The following is a 16793-nucleotide window of genomic DNA, read 5'->3' as shown; positions in this document are numbered from 1 at the left end:
GTTCCCCCCGAGCCCGCCGCACCGGCGTTCCGTTTCCCCGTGCAGGGACCCGGTCCGCTCCGCGGCCCCGTGTCCGCGGTGCGGGCCGAGCGGCCCTGTCCATGACCTCCAGTCTGCTGTCTTCGCAGGTCGGAGCCCATCCGTACACGTACTCATCTGTACTTCTAGGTACGGATACTCAGTTCTACGCCGCCGACCGGCGTCAGCGGCACCGCCGACCGGGGGGATCAGCGGCTTCCGCTCACCCGTCCCCGCAGCAGCAGCGACAGCGCGGAGTGCACGTCGTCCAGGGACCGCTCGCGCTGGAAGGCCTGCCAGTCCAGTGCCGCCACGAGCACCATCCCGACCAGCGCGGCCGCCGTCAGCGGCACGTCGATCTCGGCGCTGAGCTCCCCGCGCTCCACGCCCTCCCGCAGCACCGACTCGACGACCGCCACCGCCTCGCCCCGCACCACCATCAGGGTGGACTGCCAGGCCCGGTTGGTCCGCCAGAGCTCGGCGACGTACAGCTGCGTGAAGGCCGGGTACCGGTCGATGAAGACCAGGCCCGCGCGGATCATCGCGTCCAGGGCCTCGATCCGGCTGCCGCCGCGCGCCTCGGTCTCGTCCGCGGCGGCCCGCAGCGAGGCGGTCAGCAGACCGACCCCGTGCCGCAGCAGCTCCTCGAACAGCTCGGTCTTGCTGGCGAAGTTGTAGTAGACGGTGCCCTTGGCCACGCCGGCCCGCTCGGCGATCTCGTCGACCGTGGTCGCGGAGAAGCCCTGTTCGGCGATGAGGGTGACGGCCGCCTCGTACAGCTTCTGCCGCGTGGCCTGCCGGCGGGCCCCGCCGGCGGTGGTGCTGCTGCTTTCCATGGCGCTGATTCTCACAGGTCAACAGCCCCTTACAGGCTCAGTTCGGGGTGCAGCCGGTCCATCGTCCACACCTGCTTGCCGCGGGCGGCGAGCGCGGTGAGGGCCAGGGCCCCGGCCGTGAAGGCGAGCAGGACCGCGCAGCCCTGCCACACCGGGGTGAGGTCGCCGCCGGTGATGAGGCGGCGCAGGCTCTCGACGATGTACGACATCGGCAGGTACGGGTGGATGCCGTTGAAGAAGTCGGGGCTGGTCTGCACCGGGTAGGTGCCGCCGGCCGAGGTCAGCTGGAGCATCAGGACCGCGAGGACCAGGATGCGTCCGGCCGCGCCGAACTTGGCGTTCAGCCACTGGATGATCGCCGCGAAGCAGGCGGTGACCAGGACCAGGAAGGCGATGGTCAGGGCCGGATGGGCCATCTTCAGGCCGAGGCCCGGGGCCCAGTGCAGTACGGACATCAGCGCGCCCACCTGCGCGGCGCCGAGGCCGACCACGGGCAGCCAGCCCGCGAGGGCGATGCGCCAGGGCGAGGCGCCGGCGGCCAGGGCCCGCTTGTTCATGGGGGCGATCAGCATGTAGGCGACCATCGCGCCGACCCACAGGGACAGCGGGATGAAGTACGGGGCGAAGCCGGTGCCGTAGTTGGGCGCCTTGTGCAGGGCCTGGTTGGCGAGCTGCACCGGGTCGGCCATGACCTGCGTACGGGCGTCGCGCTGCTGCTGGTCGTAGTCCGGGATCTTGCCGGCGCCGTCGTGCAGGCCGCCGGCGAGCTGCCCGCTGCCGTCGACGAGCTTGACCATGCCGCCGCCCAGCTCCTGGGCGCCGTCGCCGAGCTTGCCGACGCCCTCGCCCAGCTTGCCGGAGCCGCCCGCGGCGGTGCCGATGCCCTTGTGCAGCTCGGTCATGCCCGCGGCGACCTTGTGGGCGCCGTCGTTGAGGGCGTTGGCCTGGGTGACGGCCGCGTCGAGGTCGCCCGCCAGGGCGGGGGCCTTGAGGGCGAGTTCGCGGGCCTTGTTCTCCAGGTCGGTCAGCTGGTTCTTCAGCTTGGTGATGTCGCCGTTGGAGTTGCCGAGGACGGTGCTCGCGTCGCCGGCGAGCAGGGCGGCCTCGGCCGTGTCGTCCCTGACCACCTTCGCGTCGGCGCAGTAGGCCGGGGCGGGCTGGGCGGCGGCCGTGCAGTACTTCGTGTAGAAGGTGTCGGCGCGGGTGGCCGCCCGCTTGGAGATGGAGGCGGCGGCGGGGGCCTTCTCCACGGCCTTGTCGAGGTGGTTCCTGACGACGGCGGCGGTGTCCCCGACGAGCTTGGCGGTGTCCGCGAGGTTCTTGGGGTCCTTGACGAAGGGGCGGGCCTTGTCGGTGATGCCGTTGACCTTGTCGGCGACCTTCTGGGTGCCGTCCGCGACCTGCCGGGAGCCGGTCTCCAGCTTTCCGGCGGCCTCGTTGAGCTTCTTCAGTCCGCCGGTGAGCTCCCCGGACTTCTCCCGGGCCGTGTCGAGGCCGTCGGCGAGGTCCTTGGCGCCCTGCTGGGCCTTGCCCGCGCCGTCCTTGAGCTTGTCGGCGCCGTCGGCGGCCTCGGCGGTCTTGTCGTGCAGGTCGGAGAAGTTGACGAAGATCTTGTCGAGGAACTTGCGGGAGGCCTTGGTGGAGGCGGCCGAGCGGACCTCGGAGAAGACGGTGCGCGAGATCGACCCGACGATGTAGTTGTTGGCGTCGTTCGTGCGGACCTGGAGGGCCCCGGTGGTGGGGTCGGCGCCGCCGCTGGAGGCGATCTTCTCGCTGAAGTCGGCGGGCATGGTCAGGGAGAGGAAGTACGTCCCGTCCTCCAGGCCCTTCGCCGCCTCCTCCGCGCTGACCTCGCGCCAGTCGAAGGTCTTGCGGTCGCGCAGGTTCCGGGTGATCTCGCCGCCGACGTCGAGGTGCTCGCCGCCGACGTCGGCGCCCTTGTCGGCGTTGACGAGGGCGACGGGCACCTTGTCGAGGCGGCTGTACGGGTCCCAGAACGACCAGAGGTAGAGGGCCCCGTAGAGCAGGGGCAGCAGGAGCAGCGCGACGAGGGCGGCCCGGGGCAGCTTCCCCCGCCCGAACCGCTTCAGCTCAAGCGCGGCCAGTTTCGGCGAGCGCATCGTCCGCCCCCTTCGTGTCTTCATCGGCTACGTCGTCTTCGGTGCCGGTGGCGGGCTCGGCCGGCGGTGCGGGCTCCTGCGCCCGCGCGGCGGGCTCCTGCGGGTCCCGCTCCTCCGGCTCGGGCTGCGCGGCGTCGGCGGTGGCGGGGGCGGCGGGGTCCGTGTCGTTGCCCGGGGGTAGGCCCCAGGTGATCTTCGGGCCGCCGGTGCCCGCCGCGGCGGGCCGCGCGGGCGCGGTTCCGCCCGTGTGCTTCCCGGTCCGCCGCTCCGCGGGCGCGGCCGCGGCGGGGCCGGGCTCCGCACCGGTGCGGAGCACCGTCACGCCCTCCGGGGCCTCGCTGCACACCGCGAGGACGGTCGTCCCGCGGTCGGCGAGCGAGCGGAGCAGGGCCCAGGCCTCGGCGCGTTCGGCGTCCGACAGCTTGAGGTCGAGGTCGTCGAGGGCCAGCAGCCGGGGGCCGCCCATCAGGGCGATGGCGAGGGACAGCCGTACGGCCTCCAGCCGCTCCAGGTCGCGTACGGAGGTCCGCTCCCCCTTGGGCAGGGCGGCGAGGTCCAGTCCGACGGCGGCCAGGGCCTCGTCGATCCGGGTCCGGGCGGTGGCGCGGCGGTCGCCGCGCGGGCGCAGCAGGGCCCGGAGCGGGGCTTCGTAGCGCCGCTGGAGCATGGCCCCCTCGCGGAGCTGCTCGGCGACGGTGAGGGCCTGGTCGAGGTCGTTGACCCCGGGGACCGGGCCGAGGGCGGCGATCCGGCGGACCGCGGCCATCTTCTTCGGCAGCCGGTGGCGGCCGATCTCGGCGTGGCCCTCGGTGGCCTTCATCCGCCCGGTGAGGGCGAGGAGCAGGCAGGTCCGGCCGCTGCCGGAGGGGCCTTCGAGGGCGACGAGCGATCCGGGGGCCGCGTCGATCCCCACGCCGCGGAACACCCAGCCGCGCGGGCCCTCGAGTCCGAAGCCCTCGGCCTTGACGGCGACGCCGTGCGGGCTGTCCACGCCCCTCCCCCTCCTTTTGAACTGACCGGTCAGTTCAAAAACTAGCAGGTTCGGGACCGTGCCGCCGCCCCTTCGGACGAACCCGCAGGTCAGCGCGATTGTCAGTGGCGGCCGTCACGATGGAGGCACGAACGCAGACACCGGCAGTACGCCGAGCACCACGCAACGACAGGAGGTTCGTCATGGCCACACCGTCCCCGTCCCCTGTCCACCCCGTCCCGCGCAGGGCGTCCGCACCGCCGGCCGCCCTCGACCTGCTCGCCAAGGCCCGCAGCGGCCTGGCCGAGGCGGCCCGGCTGCCCCGGCCCAACGAGCGGTACGCCACCGCCCACCTGGCCGCGCTGCGCACGGCCGCGGCCGTGCTCGCCGCGCGCGGGCGGCCCGAACCGGTGAACCCCCGGCGGCGGCCCCGGATCCGCAGCGCGTGGGAGGTGCTGCCGGAGATAGCGCCGGAGCTGACCGAGTGGAGCGCCCTGTTCGCCTCGGGAGCGGCCCGCCGGGCCAGGGCCGAAGCCGGCATACCGGACGCGGCGAGCGGCCGGGACGCGGACGACCTCGTGCGGGAGGTGGGGATGTTCCTGCGGCTGGTGGAGCGGATGCTCGCGCTGCAGCCGGTGGCCCAGCCCCTGCCGCAGCCCCGCCCGGAGCGTCCGGACGCCGGATGAGCTGCCCGGTCGGCTGAGGCAATAGGGTGGGGCACGCACCGCCCCACCCCTTTCGCGCCGAGGAGCCATCAGCCGTGTCGGACACTTCCCGCCCCCGCGCCTCCCTCCGCACCGCCGTGGTGTGGGAGGTCCTCAAGGAGGCCCTCGACCGCCGGGTGAAGGCGACCGGGCGGGAGGCACTGGAGGTGCTGGACACCGGCGGCGGCACCGGCAAGTTCGCCGTGCCGGTCGCCCGGCTGGGCCACCGCGTGACCGTGGTCGACCCCAGCCCGAACGCGCTGTTCGGGCTGGAGCGCCGGGTCGCCGAGGCCGGTGTCGCCGATCTGGTGCGCGGGGTCCAGGGCGACGCCCAGGGCCTGCTGGACGTCGTCGAGCGGGAGGCGTACGACGTGGTGCTCTGCCACGGCGTGCTGGAGTACGTGGACGATCCGGCCGAGGGCGTGGCCAACGCCGTCGCCGCCCTGCGCCCCGGCGGCGTCCTCAGCCTGCTCGGCGCCGGCGTCGGCGGGGCCGTGCTCGCGCGGGCGCTCGCCGGGCACTTCACCGAGGCACGCAACGCCCTCACCGACCCGGCCGGTCGCTGGGGCTCCGGCGACCCGGTGCCGCGCCGCTTCACCGCCGATCAGCTGGGCGCCCTGGTCGGGGACGCCGGCCTGGAGGTCGGCGCGGTCCACGGCGTGCGCATCTTCGCCGACCTGGTCCCCGGGGTGCTCGTGGACACCGAGCCCGGCGCGGTGGAGGCGCTGCTGCGTCTGGAGGAGGCCGCCGCCGAGCTGCCCGCCTTCCACGCGGTGGCCACGCAGCTGCACGTCCTGGGCGAGAAGCCCGCCTGATCTGCGGGCTTGCTCGGACGGGCTTCCGGCGGATCCCCTCCCTTCCGGCGCGCCGACCCGTATGATCGGGTGCACCGGTCGGCATGGCGGACTGCGCATTGGGGAATAAGCGCCTCAATGACCGCCTTGGCGCCGGTACGTTCGAAGCACCCGTTCGTTCGGCACCGGGTCCGGCTCGCTGGATTTGCCTGGCACGGTGGTTTGCAGAATGTGGCGTAGAGGGCGGGTATCACGGGGGCGATTCCCCGCCTATCCTGAAGGGGACCCCTGGTCGCTACCCCCCGCGACCGACGGATGAGGAGGACTCCCGTGCCGCTCTCGGAGCACGAGCAGCGAATGCTCGAGCAGATGGAGCGAGCGCTGTACGCCGAAGACCCCAAGTTCGCGACAGCGCTTGAGGGCAGTGGACTGCGCACGTACACCCGGCGACGGGTCTACCAGGCAGTCGTAGGCATTGTGGTGGGTATCGCGCTCCTCATGACTGGTGTGATCTGGCAGGAAGTGCTCTGGATCAGCGTGGTGGGATTCCTCGTCATGCTGGCCTGTACGGTCCTCGTGGTCACCGGTTGGCGCAAGGCACCCAAGCCCGGCGAGCAGCCCGTCTCCGGAAGTGCAGGCGGTTCGGCCCGCGGCCGCAACCGGCAGCGTCGGTCGATGATGACCCGTATCGAGGAACGGTGGCAGCGCCGCCGTGACGAGCAGGGGCAGTAGGCCCCGCACACACTCCGCCGGTGAGGGGACGGCCGCGATCGCGCGGCCGTCCCCTCACCGTTTTGGCCCGCCCGATCGCCCGCGCTGCGGCATGCTGATCAGATGAGTGTCCTCCCCCTGGTCTTCACCAGCGGCTGGGCCAGCGGGATCAACGCCTACGCCGTCGTCCTGCTGCTCGGCGTCTTCGGCGCGACCGGCCTGACCGACGAGGTCCCCGCCTCGCTCCAGCGCACCGACGTCCTGATCGCCGCCGCCGTGCTGTTCCTGTGCGAGGCCGTGGCGGACAAGATCCCGTACGTGGACTCCCTGTGGGACACCGTCCACACGGTCATCCGGCCCGTGGCCGGGGCGGTGATCGGCGCCCTCCTGGCCGGGCAGAGCGGATCGCTCCCCGACCTCGCCGCCGGGGCGGTCGGCGGCTCCACCGCGCTGGCCAGCCATTTCGTCAAGGCCGGCACCCGGATGGCGGTCAACACCTCCCCCGAGCCGTTCAGCAACATCGTGCTGAGCACCGCCGAGGACCTCGGCGTGGGCGGCATCGTCACCTTCGCCATGTTCAACCCCCAGGCCGCCGCGGTCATCGCGGCCGTGCTGCTGCTCATCGGCCTCGTGATGATCGTCTACCTCTGGAGCCGGATCCGCCGGTTCCGCCGCCGACGGGCCCAGCGCCGCGAGGAGAAACACCTCGCCGCCGCCCGGGCGGCGGGCGGGGCACCGCCCGGCTGAGCCGCCCACCCCGCTCGATAGGCTCAGCGCCATGGCAAGAATTGCGGTGATCGGCGCCGGCATGGGCGCGATGGCTACGGCGGCCCGGCTGGCCGTGGCGGGCCACCAGGTGACGGTGTACGAGCGCGGGACCACGTACGGGGGTGCCGTCGGCCGGTACGAGCGCGACGGCTTCGCCTTCGACACCGGGCCCGGTCTGCTGCACCTGCCCGCCGTCTACCGCGACCTGTTCGTGAAGACCGGCAAGCGGCCGCTGGAGGACTGCGTCGACATGGTCCAGCTGGACCCCGCGGTCCGGCACGTCCTGGACGGCGCCGCCGTCACCCTCCCGGGCGCCTCCCGGGGCGGGGTCGCCACCGCCCTCGACGAGACCTTCGGCGCGGGCGCCGGCGAACGCTGGAACGCCCTGCTGGGCCGGGCCCGCGACACCTGGGACGCCACCCGCCGCCCCCTGCTGGAGGAGCCCCTGCGCCCCGACTGGCAGGTCCTGGGCCGCGACCCGTACCCGGCGCTGCGGGGCAGCGGCCTGCTGCGCCGCCGTACGCCGACGCTGGCCGAGGTGGCCCGGCGCGAGCTCGGCGGCGGGCTCGGCGAGCTGCTGGCCGGCCGGGTCCTGGCGTACGGGCTGGACCCCGACGCGGCGCCCGCCGCCGCGGCCGCGCTGCCCTACATGGAGCAGACCTTCGGCAGCTGGTACGTCCGCGGCGGCATGCGCGAGCTGGCCACCGCCGTGTACGAGCGCTGCCGGGAGCGGAAGGTGGAGTTCGTCTTCGGCGCCGACGTGCGCGCCGTGCTGACCTCCGACGGCAGGGCCGCCGGGGTGCGGCTGGCCGACGGCACCGAGGCCGCCGCCGACCACGTCGTCTGCGGCATCGACCCGAGGCAGCTGCCGGGCTCCTCCGTGCCGCGATCGCGCGGCGGCGTACCGGCCCGGGGCAGCGAGGTGCCCGGGCGGCTGACCCTGCTGCTGGCCCTGAGCGGCGCCCGTCCGGCGGACGCCGTCCACCGCACCCTGGTGCACTCCCCCGGCTCCGCGGGCGTCCGGCTGGTCACGGTGCTGCGCCCGGACGACCCCGCCACCCGGCCCGACGCGGACCACGAGGCGGTCACCGTGAGCGCCGTGTGCGGCCCCGCGGGCGGTGCCCCGGTCCCGGACCCGGAGAAGCTGCTGGACCTCGCCGCACGGGCCGTCCCCGGGCTGCGCAAGAGGCTGCTGTGGCAGGAGGTGCGCACCCCGGAGGACGTGGAGGCGGCCACGGGCGCGCGCGGCGGCTCGGTGCCGGCGCCCGCGCTGCCGGGGGACGGGGGCCGGATGCTGTACCCGGCGAACGCGACGGCGCTGCCCGGCCTGTACCTGGCGGGCGGCTGGGCGCATCCCGGCGGCGGGCTCGCGCACGCCGGGATGACGGGCGCCCTGGTGGCCGGTCTGATCGTGGAGGGGGCGGGGTTCCGGGGCTCGCAGTGAGCCCCGGCCCGCCGGGCCCGCGTCAGTGGCGGTACTGGCCGCCGTACTCCCCGTTGCCGTTGCCGGGGTACGGGTACGGGTACTCCTGCGGCTGCTGCGGGTCCTGCCCCGGGTAGGGCTGCTGCGGGGCGGCGTCGGTGGCGCGCTGCTGCGGCACCCAGACCCCGCCGGGCGGGGTGTCCATGGAGTACTGCTGCTGGGCCGGGTCCGCGTAGGGCGGGTAGGCCGCGCCGTCGTAGGGCGGGGCCGGGGAGACCTCGCCGCCGGTGCCGATGTACGGGTCCGAGTAGGCGGGGTAGACCTGCTGCCCGCCGGGGTAGTAGCCGCCCTGGCCCTGCTGCTGGTCGTAGTAGGCCGCGTACTGGTGGGCGTCCTGCTCGGCCGTGGTGAACGGCGAGGCGAAGGGGGCGTCGGCGCCGGGCTGCTGGTTCTGCTGCGGCTGCTGGGGTACGAAGCTCTGTATCCCGTACGAGCCGGTCTCCTCGGGCACCGGCTGCGGGGTGAACACCGGGTCCTGGGAGCCGGTGTCCCCGTCGGGGCCCCCGCCCTGGTCGGCGTACTCCAGCCCGGTGACCTCCAGCGCGGGCTCCGGGGCCGGTGCGCCGCCGGAGCGGCGGCGTCTGCCCTGTGCCTCGGCCGGTGCGGGCTTACCGCCCCGGCGCAGTGCCCAGCCGGCCACGAAGCCCTTGCGGAAGGACAGCGTGACGAGGGTCTGGCCCACGGCGAACGCGGTCGCGCCGGCGGCGATCACGATCACCGACGGCAATATCACCCCGGCCACCACCCCGACGAAGCCGGTGAAGGCGAGCAGGCGCCAGCGCAGCCGGGCCTTGTACTGCATCAGGACCTCGGCAAGCAGCCACAACGCGACGATGCCGAACGCGATGTAGAGGACCGTCATTCCCATGCAAGGCCCCTCTCGGTACGGCCGCCCGCGCGGGAAGAGGAGACGGCCGGTCAGGCCCGCTGGTGCAGGCCCAGGTTCTCGTAGATTTCGAGGGTCGCCGTGGAATTGTTCAGCGTGATGAAGTGCAGTCCCGGAACACCCTCGGACAGCAGCCTCGCGCAGAACTCCGTGGCGAACTCGATGCCAATGGAGCGTACAGCGGCCGGATCGTCCTTGACGGCGAGCATGCGCTCTTTGACCGAGTCGGGGAAGACCGCGGTGCTCAGTTGCGGCAGCCGGTCGAGCTGCTTGATGCCCACAACAGGCATGACCTCGGGGATGATCGGGGTTTCGCAGCCCGCCTTGGCGACGCTGTCGCGAAGCCTCAGATAATTCTCGGGATCGAAGAACATCTGGGTGATGGCGTAGTCCGCACCGGCGCGGCACTTGTCCACGAAGTGACGGATGTCCGTGTCCCAGTCCTCCGAGCGCGGGTGCATCTCGGGGAAGGCGGCGACGCCGACGCAGAAGTCGCCGGACTCCTTGAGCAGGCGCACCAGGTCGGCCGCGTAGTCCACGCCCTCGGGGTGCTTGACCCAGGGACCCATGGGGTCGCCCGGCGGGTCGCCGCGCAGCGCCAGCATGTTGCGGATCCCCGCGTCGGCGAACTGGCCGATGACGTGGCGCAGCTCGGCGACGGAGTGGTCCACCGCGGTCAGGTGCGCGACGGGGGTCAGGGTGGTGTCGGAGGCGATCTGCTGGGTGGCGCGGACGGTGCCGCCCCGGGTGGAGCCGCCGGCTCCGTACGTGACGGAGACGAAGCTCGGGGAGACCGCCTCGATCCGGCGCAGGGCGTTCCAGAGGTTGCGCTCGCCCTTCTCGGTCTTGGGAGCCCAGAACTCGAAGGAGTACGAGGTTCCGGACGCGAGGAGGTCGCGGACGGTGTGTGCACGGTCCGACCAGGTGGAAGCGGTGCCAAGGGCCATACCGGCAGGTTAGACGCGGCCCGCCGGACACCGAAGCGCTGTCCACAAGCTGGACAGATTTTTGGACACCCCCCTGCGGCCGTCAGCCGAGACGGGCGCGCACCCGCTTGGCGAGCTCGGCGGCGGCCGCACCCGGGTCGGAGGCCTCGGTGATGGCCCGGACGACCACGACGCGGGTGGCGCCGGCGTCCAGGACCTCGTCCAGATTGCCTCCGTCGATGCCGCCGATGGCGAACCAGGGGCGCTCCTGGGCGAGGGAGGCCGCGTACCGGACGAGGTCGAGTCCGGGGGCGTGGCGGCCGGGCTTGGTGGGGGTGGGCCAGCACGGGCCGGTGCAGAAGTAGTCCACTCCGGGCTCGGCGACGGCGGCGTCCACCTCGGACTCGGCGTGGCAGGAGCGGCCGATCAGGACCCCGTCGCCGAGGATGGCGCGGGCGGCGGGGACGGGGATGTCGCCCTGGCCGAGGTGCAGGACGTCGGAGCCGATGGCGTGCGCGACGTCGGCGCGGTCGTTGACGGCGAGGAGCTTGCCGTGGCGGCGGGCGGCCTCGGCGAAGACCTGGAGGTGTTCGAGCTCCTCACCCGCCTCCATGCCCTTGTCGCGGAGCTGGACGATGTCGACTCCGCCGGCCAGGACGGCGTCCAGGAACTCGGGGAGGTCCCCCTGCCGCTTGCGTGCGTCCGTGCACAGGTAGAGCCGGGCGTCGGACAGCTGCTGCATGGGAGTACCCCTCGGGTGGTGATGGTGCGGTGTGCGGGCGGGCCGAGGTTACCCGGCCCGCCGCATCCGTGGATCAGCCGCTCAGAGGGCGAGCGCCTGGGCGCGGCGCTTCACCTCCGTGCCGCGGTTCTCCCGCAGCGCCTGCACGGGGGTGCCGGGCAGGCTCGCGTCCTCGGTGAAGAGCCACTCCAGCATCTCCTCGTCGGAGAAGCGGTCGTCTCGCAGTACGGTCAGCAGTCCGACGAGGCCCTTGACGACCTTGTCGCCGTCGATGAACTGCGCCGGCACCTGCAGGGCGCGGTTCTCGCCCCGCCGTACGGCGATCAGCTGCCCTTCCTTCACCATCTGGCGGACCCGGGTCACCTCGATGTCGAGCATCTCCGCGATGTCGGGGAGGTACAGCCAGGAGGGGACAAGGGCGTCGATCTTTGCGTCAATCTCGGTCACGGGCACAAGCCTGCCACTTCGGACGGGCAGCCGGTACCCGGCCCCGTCCGTCCGGGGCCGGGCCGGGGGCCGGACGGGGCCGGGCCGCGCGTCCGGCCGGCCCCGGGAGGCGTCAGGCCAGGGCCGACTTCAGCGGAACGGCCGGGTCCGCGACCTTGGCCGGGTCCACGGGCACACCGGTCTCGATCAGCTTCCGGCCCTGCGCGAGGTCCCGGGGGCGGCCCACGGCCAGCACGGCTGCCAGCGCGCCCCCGCGCAGCCAGCACACCGACCAGGTGGCGCCGGCCGGGTCCCCGCGCCACAGCAGGGTGTCGGCCCCGCCGTGGTGGCCCGCGTACTGGACGAAGCGGCCGAACTGCTCCGACCAGAAGTACGGCACCGGGTCGTAGACCTGGACCGGTTCCCCGGCCAGCACGTTCGCAGCGACGGCCCGGGGGCCCTGGAGGGCGTTGTCCCAGTGGTGGACCAGCAGCCGCGTCCCGTAGCGGGCCGACGGGAAGGAGGAGCAGTCGCCGACCGCGTACACGCCGGGGAGCGAGGTGCGCAGGTACGCGTCCGCGGTGACCGAGCCGTCGGCGCCGAGCTCGACCCCGGTCCCGGCGAGCCAGTCGGTGGCCGGCCGGGCGCCGATGCCGACGACGACGGCCCCGGCGGGCAGCTCGCGGCCGTCCGCCAGCAGCACCCGGCCCTCCTCGATCCCGGCGACCCTCGCGCCGGTGAGCAGCGTGGCTCCGGCCTCCGCGTACCACCGGGCCATCGGCTCGGCGACCTCGGCGGGCAGGGCCCCCGACAGCACCCGGTCCGCCGCCTCGACGACCGTGACGGCGCAGCCGGCCTCGCGGGCCGCGGTGGCGAACTCGGCGCCGATCCAGCCGGCCCCGACCACGACGGCCTCGGGGGCGGCGGCCAGCACCGGGCGCAGCCGGGCGGCGTCGTCGAGGGTGCGCAGCAGGTGGACGCCGGGGACCCCCTCGGTGCCGGGCAGGGTCAGCGGCACGGCTCCGGTGGCCAGCACGAGGACCTCGTACGGAACCGGACCGGCCTCGGTGTCGACCTCGCGGGCCCCGGCCCGCAGCCCCGTGACCTCGGTGCCGAGGCGCAGGTCGATGCGCAGGCCCTCGAAGTCCACCTCGAACGCGGAGTCCTCGGCCTTGCCGAGCAATACCGCCTTGGAGAGCGGGGGCCGGTCGTAGGGCTGGTGGGGTTCGGCGCCCAGCAGGGTCACGGGGCCCTCGTAGCCCTGTTCCCGCAGGGCCACGGCGGTCTGCACGCCGGCCATTCCGGCGCCCACGATCACGACACCGGGGTTCGTCTGTTCCGTCTGCTGTTCCGTCTGCTGTTCCGTCTGCTCACTCACGCGGCCCACCCTAGTGAACTGACGGGCCGTCAGGAACAGGGGGCGTGGAGATCGTCCGCCCGGCAGCGGGGAGGCAGCCTTACCCGACCCCGGCGCCGGGGTTAACCTGGCCACCGTACCTATCGCGGGAGTCCGGGCGCACCGGGCTGAGAGGGAGGCTGGCCGGCCTCCGACCGTACGAACCTGATCCGGGTCATGCCGGCGAAGGGAGGGGCTGGACGCCCATGCACTCATCTCGGAACGGATCCGACAAGGGATCCGACGTCCTCGTCATCGGGGGCGGCATCATCGGCCTGGTCACCGCCTGGCGGGCGGCCCGGCACGGCCTGAGCACCGCACTCGCCGACCCCGACCCCGGGGGCGGCGCCGCCCGCGTCGCCGCCGGCATGCTCGCCGCCGTCACCGAGCTCCACTACGGCGAGGAGACCCTCCTCGGCCTCAACGTCGCCTCCGCCGCCCGCTACCCCGACTTCGCCGCCGAGCTCACCGAAGCCAGCGGCGGCATCGACCTCGGCTACCGCGCCTGCGGCACCCTCGCCGTCGCCCTCGACGCCGACGACCGCCTCCACCTGCGGGAACTCCACGCCCTCCAGCGCCGCTGCGGCCTGGAGTCCGAATGGCTCACCGGCCGCGAATGCCGCCGCCTCGAACCGATGCTCGCCCCCGGCGTACGCGGCGGCCTGCGCGTCGACGGCGACCACCAGGTCGACCCCCGCCGGCTCGCCGACGCCCTGCTCGCCGCCTGCGAACGAGCGGGCGTGACCATCCACCGGGCCCGCGCGCAGCGGCTCCTCGTCACCGCCGACCGGGCCTGCGGAGCCCTCCTCGACGACGGCACGCAGCTGCACGCCGACCAGGTCGTACTCGCCGCGGGCTCGCTCAGCGGCCGGCTGGCCGGCGTACCCGCGGACGCGGTACCGCCCGTACGCCCGGTCAAGGGACAGGTGCTGCGCCTCGCCGTACCGCCCGCCTACGCGCCCTTCCTCTCCCGGACGGTACGGGCCGTCGTACGCGGCAGCCACGTCTACCTGGTGCCCCGCGAGAACGGCGAACTCGTCGTCGGAGCCACCAGCGAGGAACTCGGCTGGGACACCACCGTCACCGCCGGCGGGGTCTACGAACTGCTGCGCGACGCCCACGAACTGGTCCCCGGCATCACCGAACTGCCGCTCGTCGAGACCCGGGCCGGCCTGCGCCCCGGCTCCCCCGACAACGCCCCGCTCCTCGGCCCCACCAACCTCCCCGGCCTGCACCTGGCCACCGGGCACTACCGCAACGGGGTCCTGCTCACCCCGCTCACCGGCGACGTGATGGCGGAACTGCTGACCACCGGCACCGTGCCGGAGATCGCCCGCCCCTTCACCCCGCGCCGCTTCTCCTCCACGCGTCAGGAGTCCTACGCATGACCATCTCCGTCAACGGCGAGCCGCGCGAGATCGCGGCCGGCACCACCCTCGACGCGGTGGTCGCCACCCTCACCACCGCCCCCTCCGGCGTGGCCGCCGCCCTCAACGAGACCGTCGTCCCGCGCGGACAGTGGCCCGCCACCTCGGTGGGCGAAGGCGACCGGATCGAGATCCTCACCGCGGTCCAGGGAGGCTGAACACATGGCTGACGACGTCTTCACCCTGGGCGGCCGGACCTTCTCCTCCCGCCTGATCATGGGCACGGGCGGAGCCCCGAGCCTCGACATCCTCGAACGCGCCCTCATCGCCTCCGGGACCGAACTCACCACGGTGGCCATGCGCCGCCTGGACCCCACCGTCCAGGGATCCGTCCTGTCGGTCCTGTCCAAGCTGGACATCGCCGTCCTCCCCAACACCGCCGGCTGCTTCACCGCCGGCGAGGCCGTCCTCACCGCCCGGCTGGCACGGGAGGCACTCGGCACCGACTGGATCAAGCTGGAGGTCGTCGCCGACGAGCGCACCCTGCTCCCCGACGGCGTCGAGCTGCTCGACGCCGCGGAGGTCCTGGTCGACGAGGGCTTCACCGTCCTCCCGTACACCAACGACGACCCGGTCCTCGCCCGCAAACTGGAGGACGTCGGCTGCGCGGCGATCATGCCGCTGGGCTCGCCGATCGGCTCCGGCATGGGCATCCGCAACCCGCACAACTTCGAGCTGATCGTCGAGCGCGCCGGCGTCCCCGTCATCCTCGACGCGGGCGCCGGGACCGCGTCGGACGTCACCCTGGCCATGGAACTCGGCTGCGCGGCCGTCATGCTCGCCTCCGCGGTGACCCGCGCACAGCACCCCGCCCTCATGGCGGCCGCCATGCGCGACGCCGTCTCGGCGGGCCGCCTGGCCCACCGCGCGGGCCGCATCCCCCAACGCCGCTTCGCCGAAGCCTCCTCCCCGGTGGAGGGCCGGGCAACGCTTGATCCGGAGCGACCGGCGTTCTGAGGGGGGCGGGGCGTACGGGGCTCGCGGCGCGGCTGGTGCGTACGCGTACGCGTACGCAGCTTGCGGCGCGGGCCCGCTATCTCCCCCTCGAGGGGGTGGGGGCGGGTCGGTGGCTGCCCACCCGCCTCCCCGGGTGCGGGCCGGTGGGGTGGGGGGCGGGATCCCCTCGGGCGGGCTCACAGCCGGTTGGGGCTTCCCGTCAGTCCCATCGTCCTTCCGGTTCGGGCCGGTCCCTCAAGGGCGCTCCCTTCGGTCGCGTCACTTCGTGATGGCCTTCGGCCACCCTTGACCGACCGACCCGAACCGGAAAGCCGAAAGACTGCCGGGAAACCCCCAAAGAAACGGCACGGTCCAGAGGAGAAGGGACGGCCCCGTCATCGACCAGGCGAGGGGCCGGGCGCCGGCCCGCCGGGCATCCGAGCCCTCAAGAGTCGAGATTCCGGGCCTGGGGGCGCCTACCTGCACTCAAGGCCGATCAGAAGGGCCTGGGAAGCCCCCGAGCGCGACAGATCGCTACGCGCTCCTCATTTCTCGGCGGCCGACGACCGTCTTGGGCTGATACCCGCACCAAAGGACGAACAGAGCAGCCGAGAACGCGGGGGAAGCGCCGGCCCTTGCGGCGCGTGCCGCCGAGATCGGCGAGTCGGCAGAGTCACTCGCCAGTGGTGTGCGACTGACCGAGGCCCGGCTGCGTGAGCTTGCCGGAACCTGCGACGTCCAGGTGTACCGGTACGGCATTCTGCCTACGCGGCGGCTGATCCGAACCGACTCCACCCTGTTCGTCGGGGCGTTCGACGCGGGGTGGGAAGGGCACGGATCGGCGACGTGCAAGGTGATGGAAACACCTCACGGCCCTCTGTTCAGGGGATTTCGGCGCATGTTCGAGGCCATCGTCAGGAGTGCCGAACGCACGGTGTGAGAAAGGGCGGACAAGTGATCGAGGCGGAGCTGAAGGCACGGGTACACGCACCCGAGGACACGCTGCGGCAGCTGGACGAGCGGGCCGAAGGACGGGCCGAGGTGTACCGGGATACCTACTACGACACCCGGGACGCCGCACTGGAGGCCAAGGACGAAGAGCTTCGGGTCCGCACCATCCACGGCCCGGACGAAACCCGCACCATCCTCACCTACAAGGGCGCCCGGGTGGACGAGGAGTCGGGTTCGAAGCCGGAGCACGAGACAGGTGTGGAGGATGCCGAGGCAGTACACGCCATGCTGCGCGGCCTCGGATACGTACCGGCCATCGCCTTCGAGAAGCGCTGCAGGAACTACTCCTTCCAAGCACACGGAAGGCAGATGCTCGCCACACTCGTCCGCGTCCCCGAGCTGGACGGGACGTTCCTGGAACTGGAAACCCAGGCCGAGGAGGAGAACGTGGCGGAGGCCCTCGATGACGTCCGCGAGGTCCTCGCCGAGCTCGGCGTCAAAGCAGAAGACCTGACACGCGAGCAGTACACAACCACAGTGAAGGCCCGGCGCCTGGCCCGAGCCGCGAGCAGCTGACCCCCCGTCCCGCTTCGGGCCATCCGAAGCCCTCCCCGTGGCAGGTCCTGGCGGACCGGCTGACTCCGACCGCAGGGCTCCCATCCACACCAGGCCAAGACGGTCTCCGGCCGCCGAAACCAG

At 73.3% G+C, this 16793-nt stretch carries 18 protein-coding genes and 1 riboswitch; of the genes, 10 read left to right on the top strand and 8 right to left on the bottom strand.

Annotation, left to right across the window (positions count from 1 at the left end):
- Positions 1 to 227: 227 nt before the first annotated feature.
- From OG553_RS24690 to OG553_RS24680, 3 genes are read right to left on the bottom strand one after another with little or no spacing between them, the layout of a single operon-like run.
- Positions 228 to 854 (bottom strand): TetR/AcrR family transcriptional regulator, encoded by a 627-nt coding sequence (locus OG553_RS24690; protein ID WP_405981075.1) that lies wholly within the window; start codon positions 852 to 854, stop codon positions 228 to 230.
- Between the two features lie 29 nt (positions 855 to 883).
- On the bottom strand, positions 884 to 2974 hold the full coding sequence (locus OG553_RS24685) for a YhgE/Pip family protein (protein ID WP_405981074.1): 2091 nt from the start codon (positions 2972 to 2974) through the stop codon (positions 884 to 886).
- Complete coding sequence (locus OG553_RS24680; protein WP_405981073.1) at positions 2946 to 3965, bottom strand: ATP-binding cassette domain-containing protein; 1020 nt, start codon at positions 3963 to 3965, stop codon at positions 2946 to 2948. Before OG553_RS24680 ends, OG553_RS24685 begins: the two co-directional genes overlap by 29 nt.
- 182 nt (positions 3966 to 4147) lie before the next feature.
- Here OG553_RS24680 and OG553_RS24675 point away from each other — a divergent pair, with 182 nt between their 5' ends.
- The 5 genes from OG553_RS24675 to OG553_RS24655 all read left to right on the top strand — a co-directional run bounded on the left by OG553_RS24675 (position 4148) and on the right by OG553_RS24655 (position 8365).
- Positions 4148 to 4630: an SAV_6107 family HEPN domain-containing protein gene (locus OG553_RS24675; RefSeq protein ID WP_405981072.1), complete on the top strand. Its 483-nt coding sequence runs from the start codon at positions 4148 to 4150 to the stop codon at positions 4628 to 4630.
- A gap of 74 nt (positions 4631 to 4704) precedes the next feature.
- Positions 4705 to 5463: a methyltransferase gene (locus OG553_RS24670; RefSeq protein WP_405981071.1), complete on the top strand. Its 759-nt coding sequence runs from the start codon at positions 4705 to 4707 to the stop codon at positions 5461 to 5463.
- A 309-nt stretch (positions 5464 to 5772) separates the two neighbouring features.
- Positions 5773 to 6174 carry a DUF3040 domain-containing protein gene (locus OG553_RS24665; protein ID WP_401252724.1) on the top strand — a complete coding sequence of 134 codons (402 nt, stop codon included), beginning with the start codon at positions 5773 to 5775 and terminating at the stop codon, positions 6172 to 6174.
- Between the two features lie 102 nt (positions 6175 to 6276).
- Positions 6277 to 6900, top strand: coding sequence for a DUF4126 domain-containing protein (locus tag OG553_RS24660; protein WP_405981070.1), 624 nt, complete (start codon positions 6277 to 6279; stop codon positions 6898 to 6900).
- 31 nt (positions 6901 to 6931) lie between these two features.
- On the top strand, positions 6932 to 8365 hold the full coding sequence (locus tag OG553_RS24655) for a phytoene desaturase family protein (protein WP_405981069.1): 1434 nt from the start codon (positions 6932 to 6934) through the stop codon (positions 8363 to 8365).
- 22 nt (positions 8366 to 8387) lie between these two features.
- On the opposite strand, the gene OG553_RS24650 is transcribed toward OG553_RS24655, so the two are convergent.
- From OG553_RS24650 to OG553_RS24630, 5 genes are all read right to left on the bottom strand, one after another.
- Positions 8388 to 9272, bottom strand: a complete 885-nt coding sequence (locus OG553_RS24650) for a hypothetical protein (RefSeq protein WP_405981068.1) — start codon at positions 9270 to 9272, stop codon at positions 8388 to 8390.
- Between the two features lie 50 nt (positions 9273 to 9322).
- Positions 9323 to 10237: a methylenetetrahydrofolate reductase [NAD(P)H] gene (gene metF, locus OG553_RS24645; RefSeq protein WP_405981067.1), complete on the bottom strand. Its 915-nt coding sequence runs from the start codon at positions 10235 to 10237 to the stop codon at positions 9323 to 9325.
- A gap of 82 nt (positions 10238 to 10319) precedes the next feature.
- Positions 10320 to 10958 (bottom strand): thiamine phosphate synthase, encoded by a 639-nt coding sequence (gene thiE, locus OG553_RS24640; protein WP_405981066.1) that lies wholly within the window; start codon positions 10956 to 10958, stop codon positions 10320 to 10322.
- 81 nt (positions 10959 to 11039) lie between these two features.
- Positions 11040 to 11405, bottom strand: coding sequence for an Rv2175c family DNA-binding protein (locus OG553_RS24635; protein WP_362468403.1), 366 nt, complete (start codon positions 11403 to 11405; stop codon positions 11040 to 11042).
- Positions 11406 to 11517: 112 nt separating this feature from the next.
- On the bottom strand, positions 11518 to 12762 hold the full coding sequence (locus OG553_RS24630) for an NAD(P)/FAD-dependent oxidoreductase (RefSeq protein WP_405981065.1): 1245 nt from the start codon (positions 12760 to 12762) through the stop codon (positions 11518 to 11520).
- A gap of 114 nt (positions 12763 to 12876) precedes the next feature.
- Positions 12877 to 12989, top strand: a riboswitch (TPP riboswitch).
- Between OG553_RS24630 and thiO the strand changes: the two genes are divergently transcribed.
- The 5 genes from thiO to cyaB all read left to right on the top strand — a co-directional run bounded on the left by thiO (position 12987) and on the right by cyaB (position 16670).
- Positions 12987 to 14168, top strand: coding sequence for a glycine oxidase ThiO (gene thiO, locus OG553_RS24625; RefSeq protein WP_405981064.1), 1182 nt, complete (start codon positions 12987 to 12989; stop codon positions 14166 to 14168). It overlaps the preceding riboswitch by 3 nt.
- Positions 14165 to 14365, top strand: a complete 201-nt coding sequence (thiS, locus tag OG553_RS24620; protein ID WP_405981063.1) for a sulfur carrier protein ThiS — start codon at positions 14165 to 14167, stop codon at positions 14363 to 14365. The genes thiO and thiS overlap by 4 nt, the downstream gene beginning before the upstream one ends.
- Before the next feature lie 4 nt (positions 14366 to 14369).
- Complete coding sequence (locus OG553_RS24615) at positions 14370 to 15164, top strand: thiazole synthase (protein ID WP_405981062.1); 795 nt, start codon at positions 14370 to 14372, stop codon at positions 15162 to 15164.
- A 667-nt stretch (positions 15165 to 15831) separates the two neighbouring features.
- Positions 15832 to 16083, top strand: coding sequence for a hypothetical protein (locus OG553_RS24610; protein WP_405981061.1), 252 nt, complete (start codon positions 15832 to 15834; stop codon positions 16081 to 16083).
- Positions 16084 to 16097: 14 nt separating this feature from the next.
- Positions 16098 to 16670 carry a class IV adenylate cyclase gene (gene cyaB, locus OG553_RS24605; RefSeq protein WP_405981060.1) on the top strand — a complete coding sequence of 191 codons (573 nt, stop codon included), beginning with the start codon at positions 16098 to 16100 and terminating at the stop codon, positions 16668 to 16670.
- The last annotated feature ends 123 nt before the right edge of the window (positions 16671 to 16793 follow it).

Origin of the sequence: Streptomyces sp. NBC_00158, assembly GCF_045160885.1 — a bacterium.
GTDB lineage: Bacteria > Actinomycetota > Actinomycetes > Streptomycetales > Streptomycetaceae > Streptomyces.
The sequence above is the reverse complement of the archived record's forward strand: the minus strand, read 5'-3'. Positions and strand labels throughout refer to the sequence as shown.

Coding starts and splice junctions, on each gene's coding strand:
- OG553_RS24690 (WP_405981075.1), bottom strand. CDS start 854: ATGGAAAGCAGCAGCACCACCGCCGGCGGGGCCCGCCGGCAGGCCACG.
- OG553_RS24685 (WP_405981074.1), bottom strand. CDS start 2,974: ATGCGCTCGCCGAAACTGGCCGCGCTTGAGCTGAAGCGGTTCGGGCGG.
- OG553_RS24675 (WP_405981072.1), top strand. CDS start 4,148: ATGGCCACACCGTCCCCGTCCCCTGTCCACCCCGTCCCGCGCAGGGCG.
- OG553_RS24660 (WP_405981070.1), top strand. CDS start 6,277: ATGAGTGTCCTCCCCCTGGTCTTCACCAGCGGCTGGGCCAGCGGGATC.
- OG553_RS24655 (WP_405981069.1), top strand. CDS start 6,932: ATGGCAAGAATTGCGGTGATCGGCGCCGGCATGGGCGCGATGGCTACG.
- OG553_RS24650 (WP_405981068.1), bottom strand. CDS start 9,272: ATGGGAATGACGGTCCTCTACATCGCGTTCGGCATCGTCGCGTTGTGG.
- metF (WP_405981067.1), bottom strand. CDS start 10,237: ATGGCCCTTGGCACCGCTTCCACCTGGTCGGACCGTGCACACACCGTC.
- thiE (WP_405981066.1), bottom strand. CDS start 10,958: ATGCAGCAGCTGTCCGACGCCCGGCTCTACCTGTGCACGGACGCACGC.
- thiO (WP_405981064.1), top strand. CDS start 12,987: ATGCACTCATCTCGGAACGGATCCGACAAGGGATCCGACGTCCTCGTC.
- thiS (WP_405981063.1), top strand. CDS start 14,165: ATGACCATCTCCGTCAACGGCGAGCCGCGCGAGATCGCGGCCGGCACC.
- OG553_RS24615 (WP_405981062.1), top strand. CDS start 14,370: ATGGCTGACGACGTCTTCACCCTGGGCGGCCGGACCTTCTCCTCCCGC.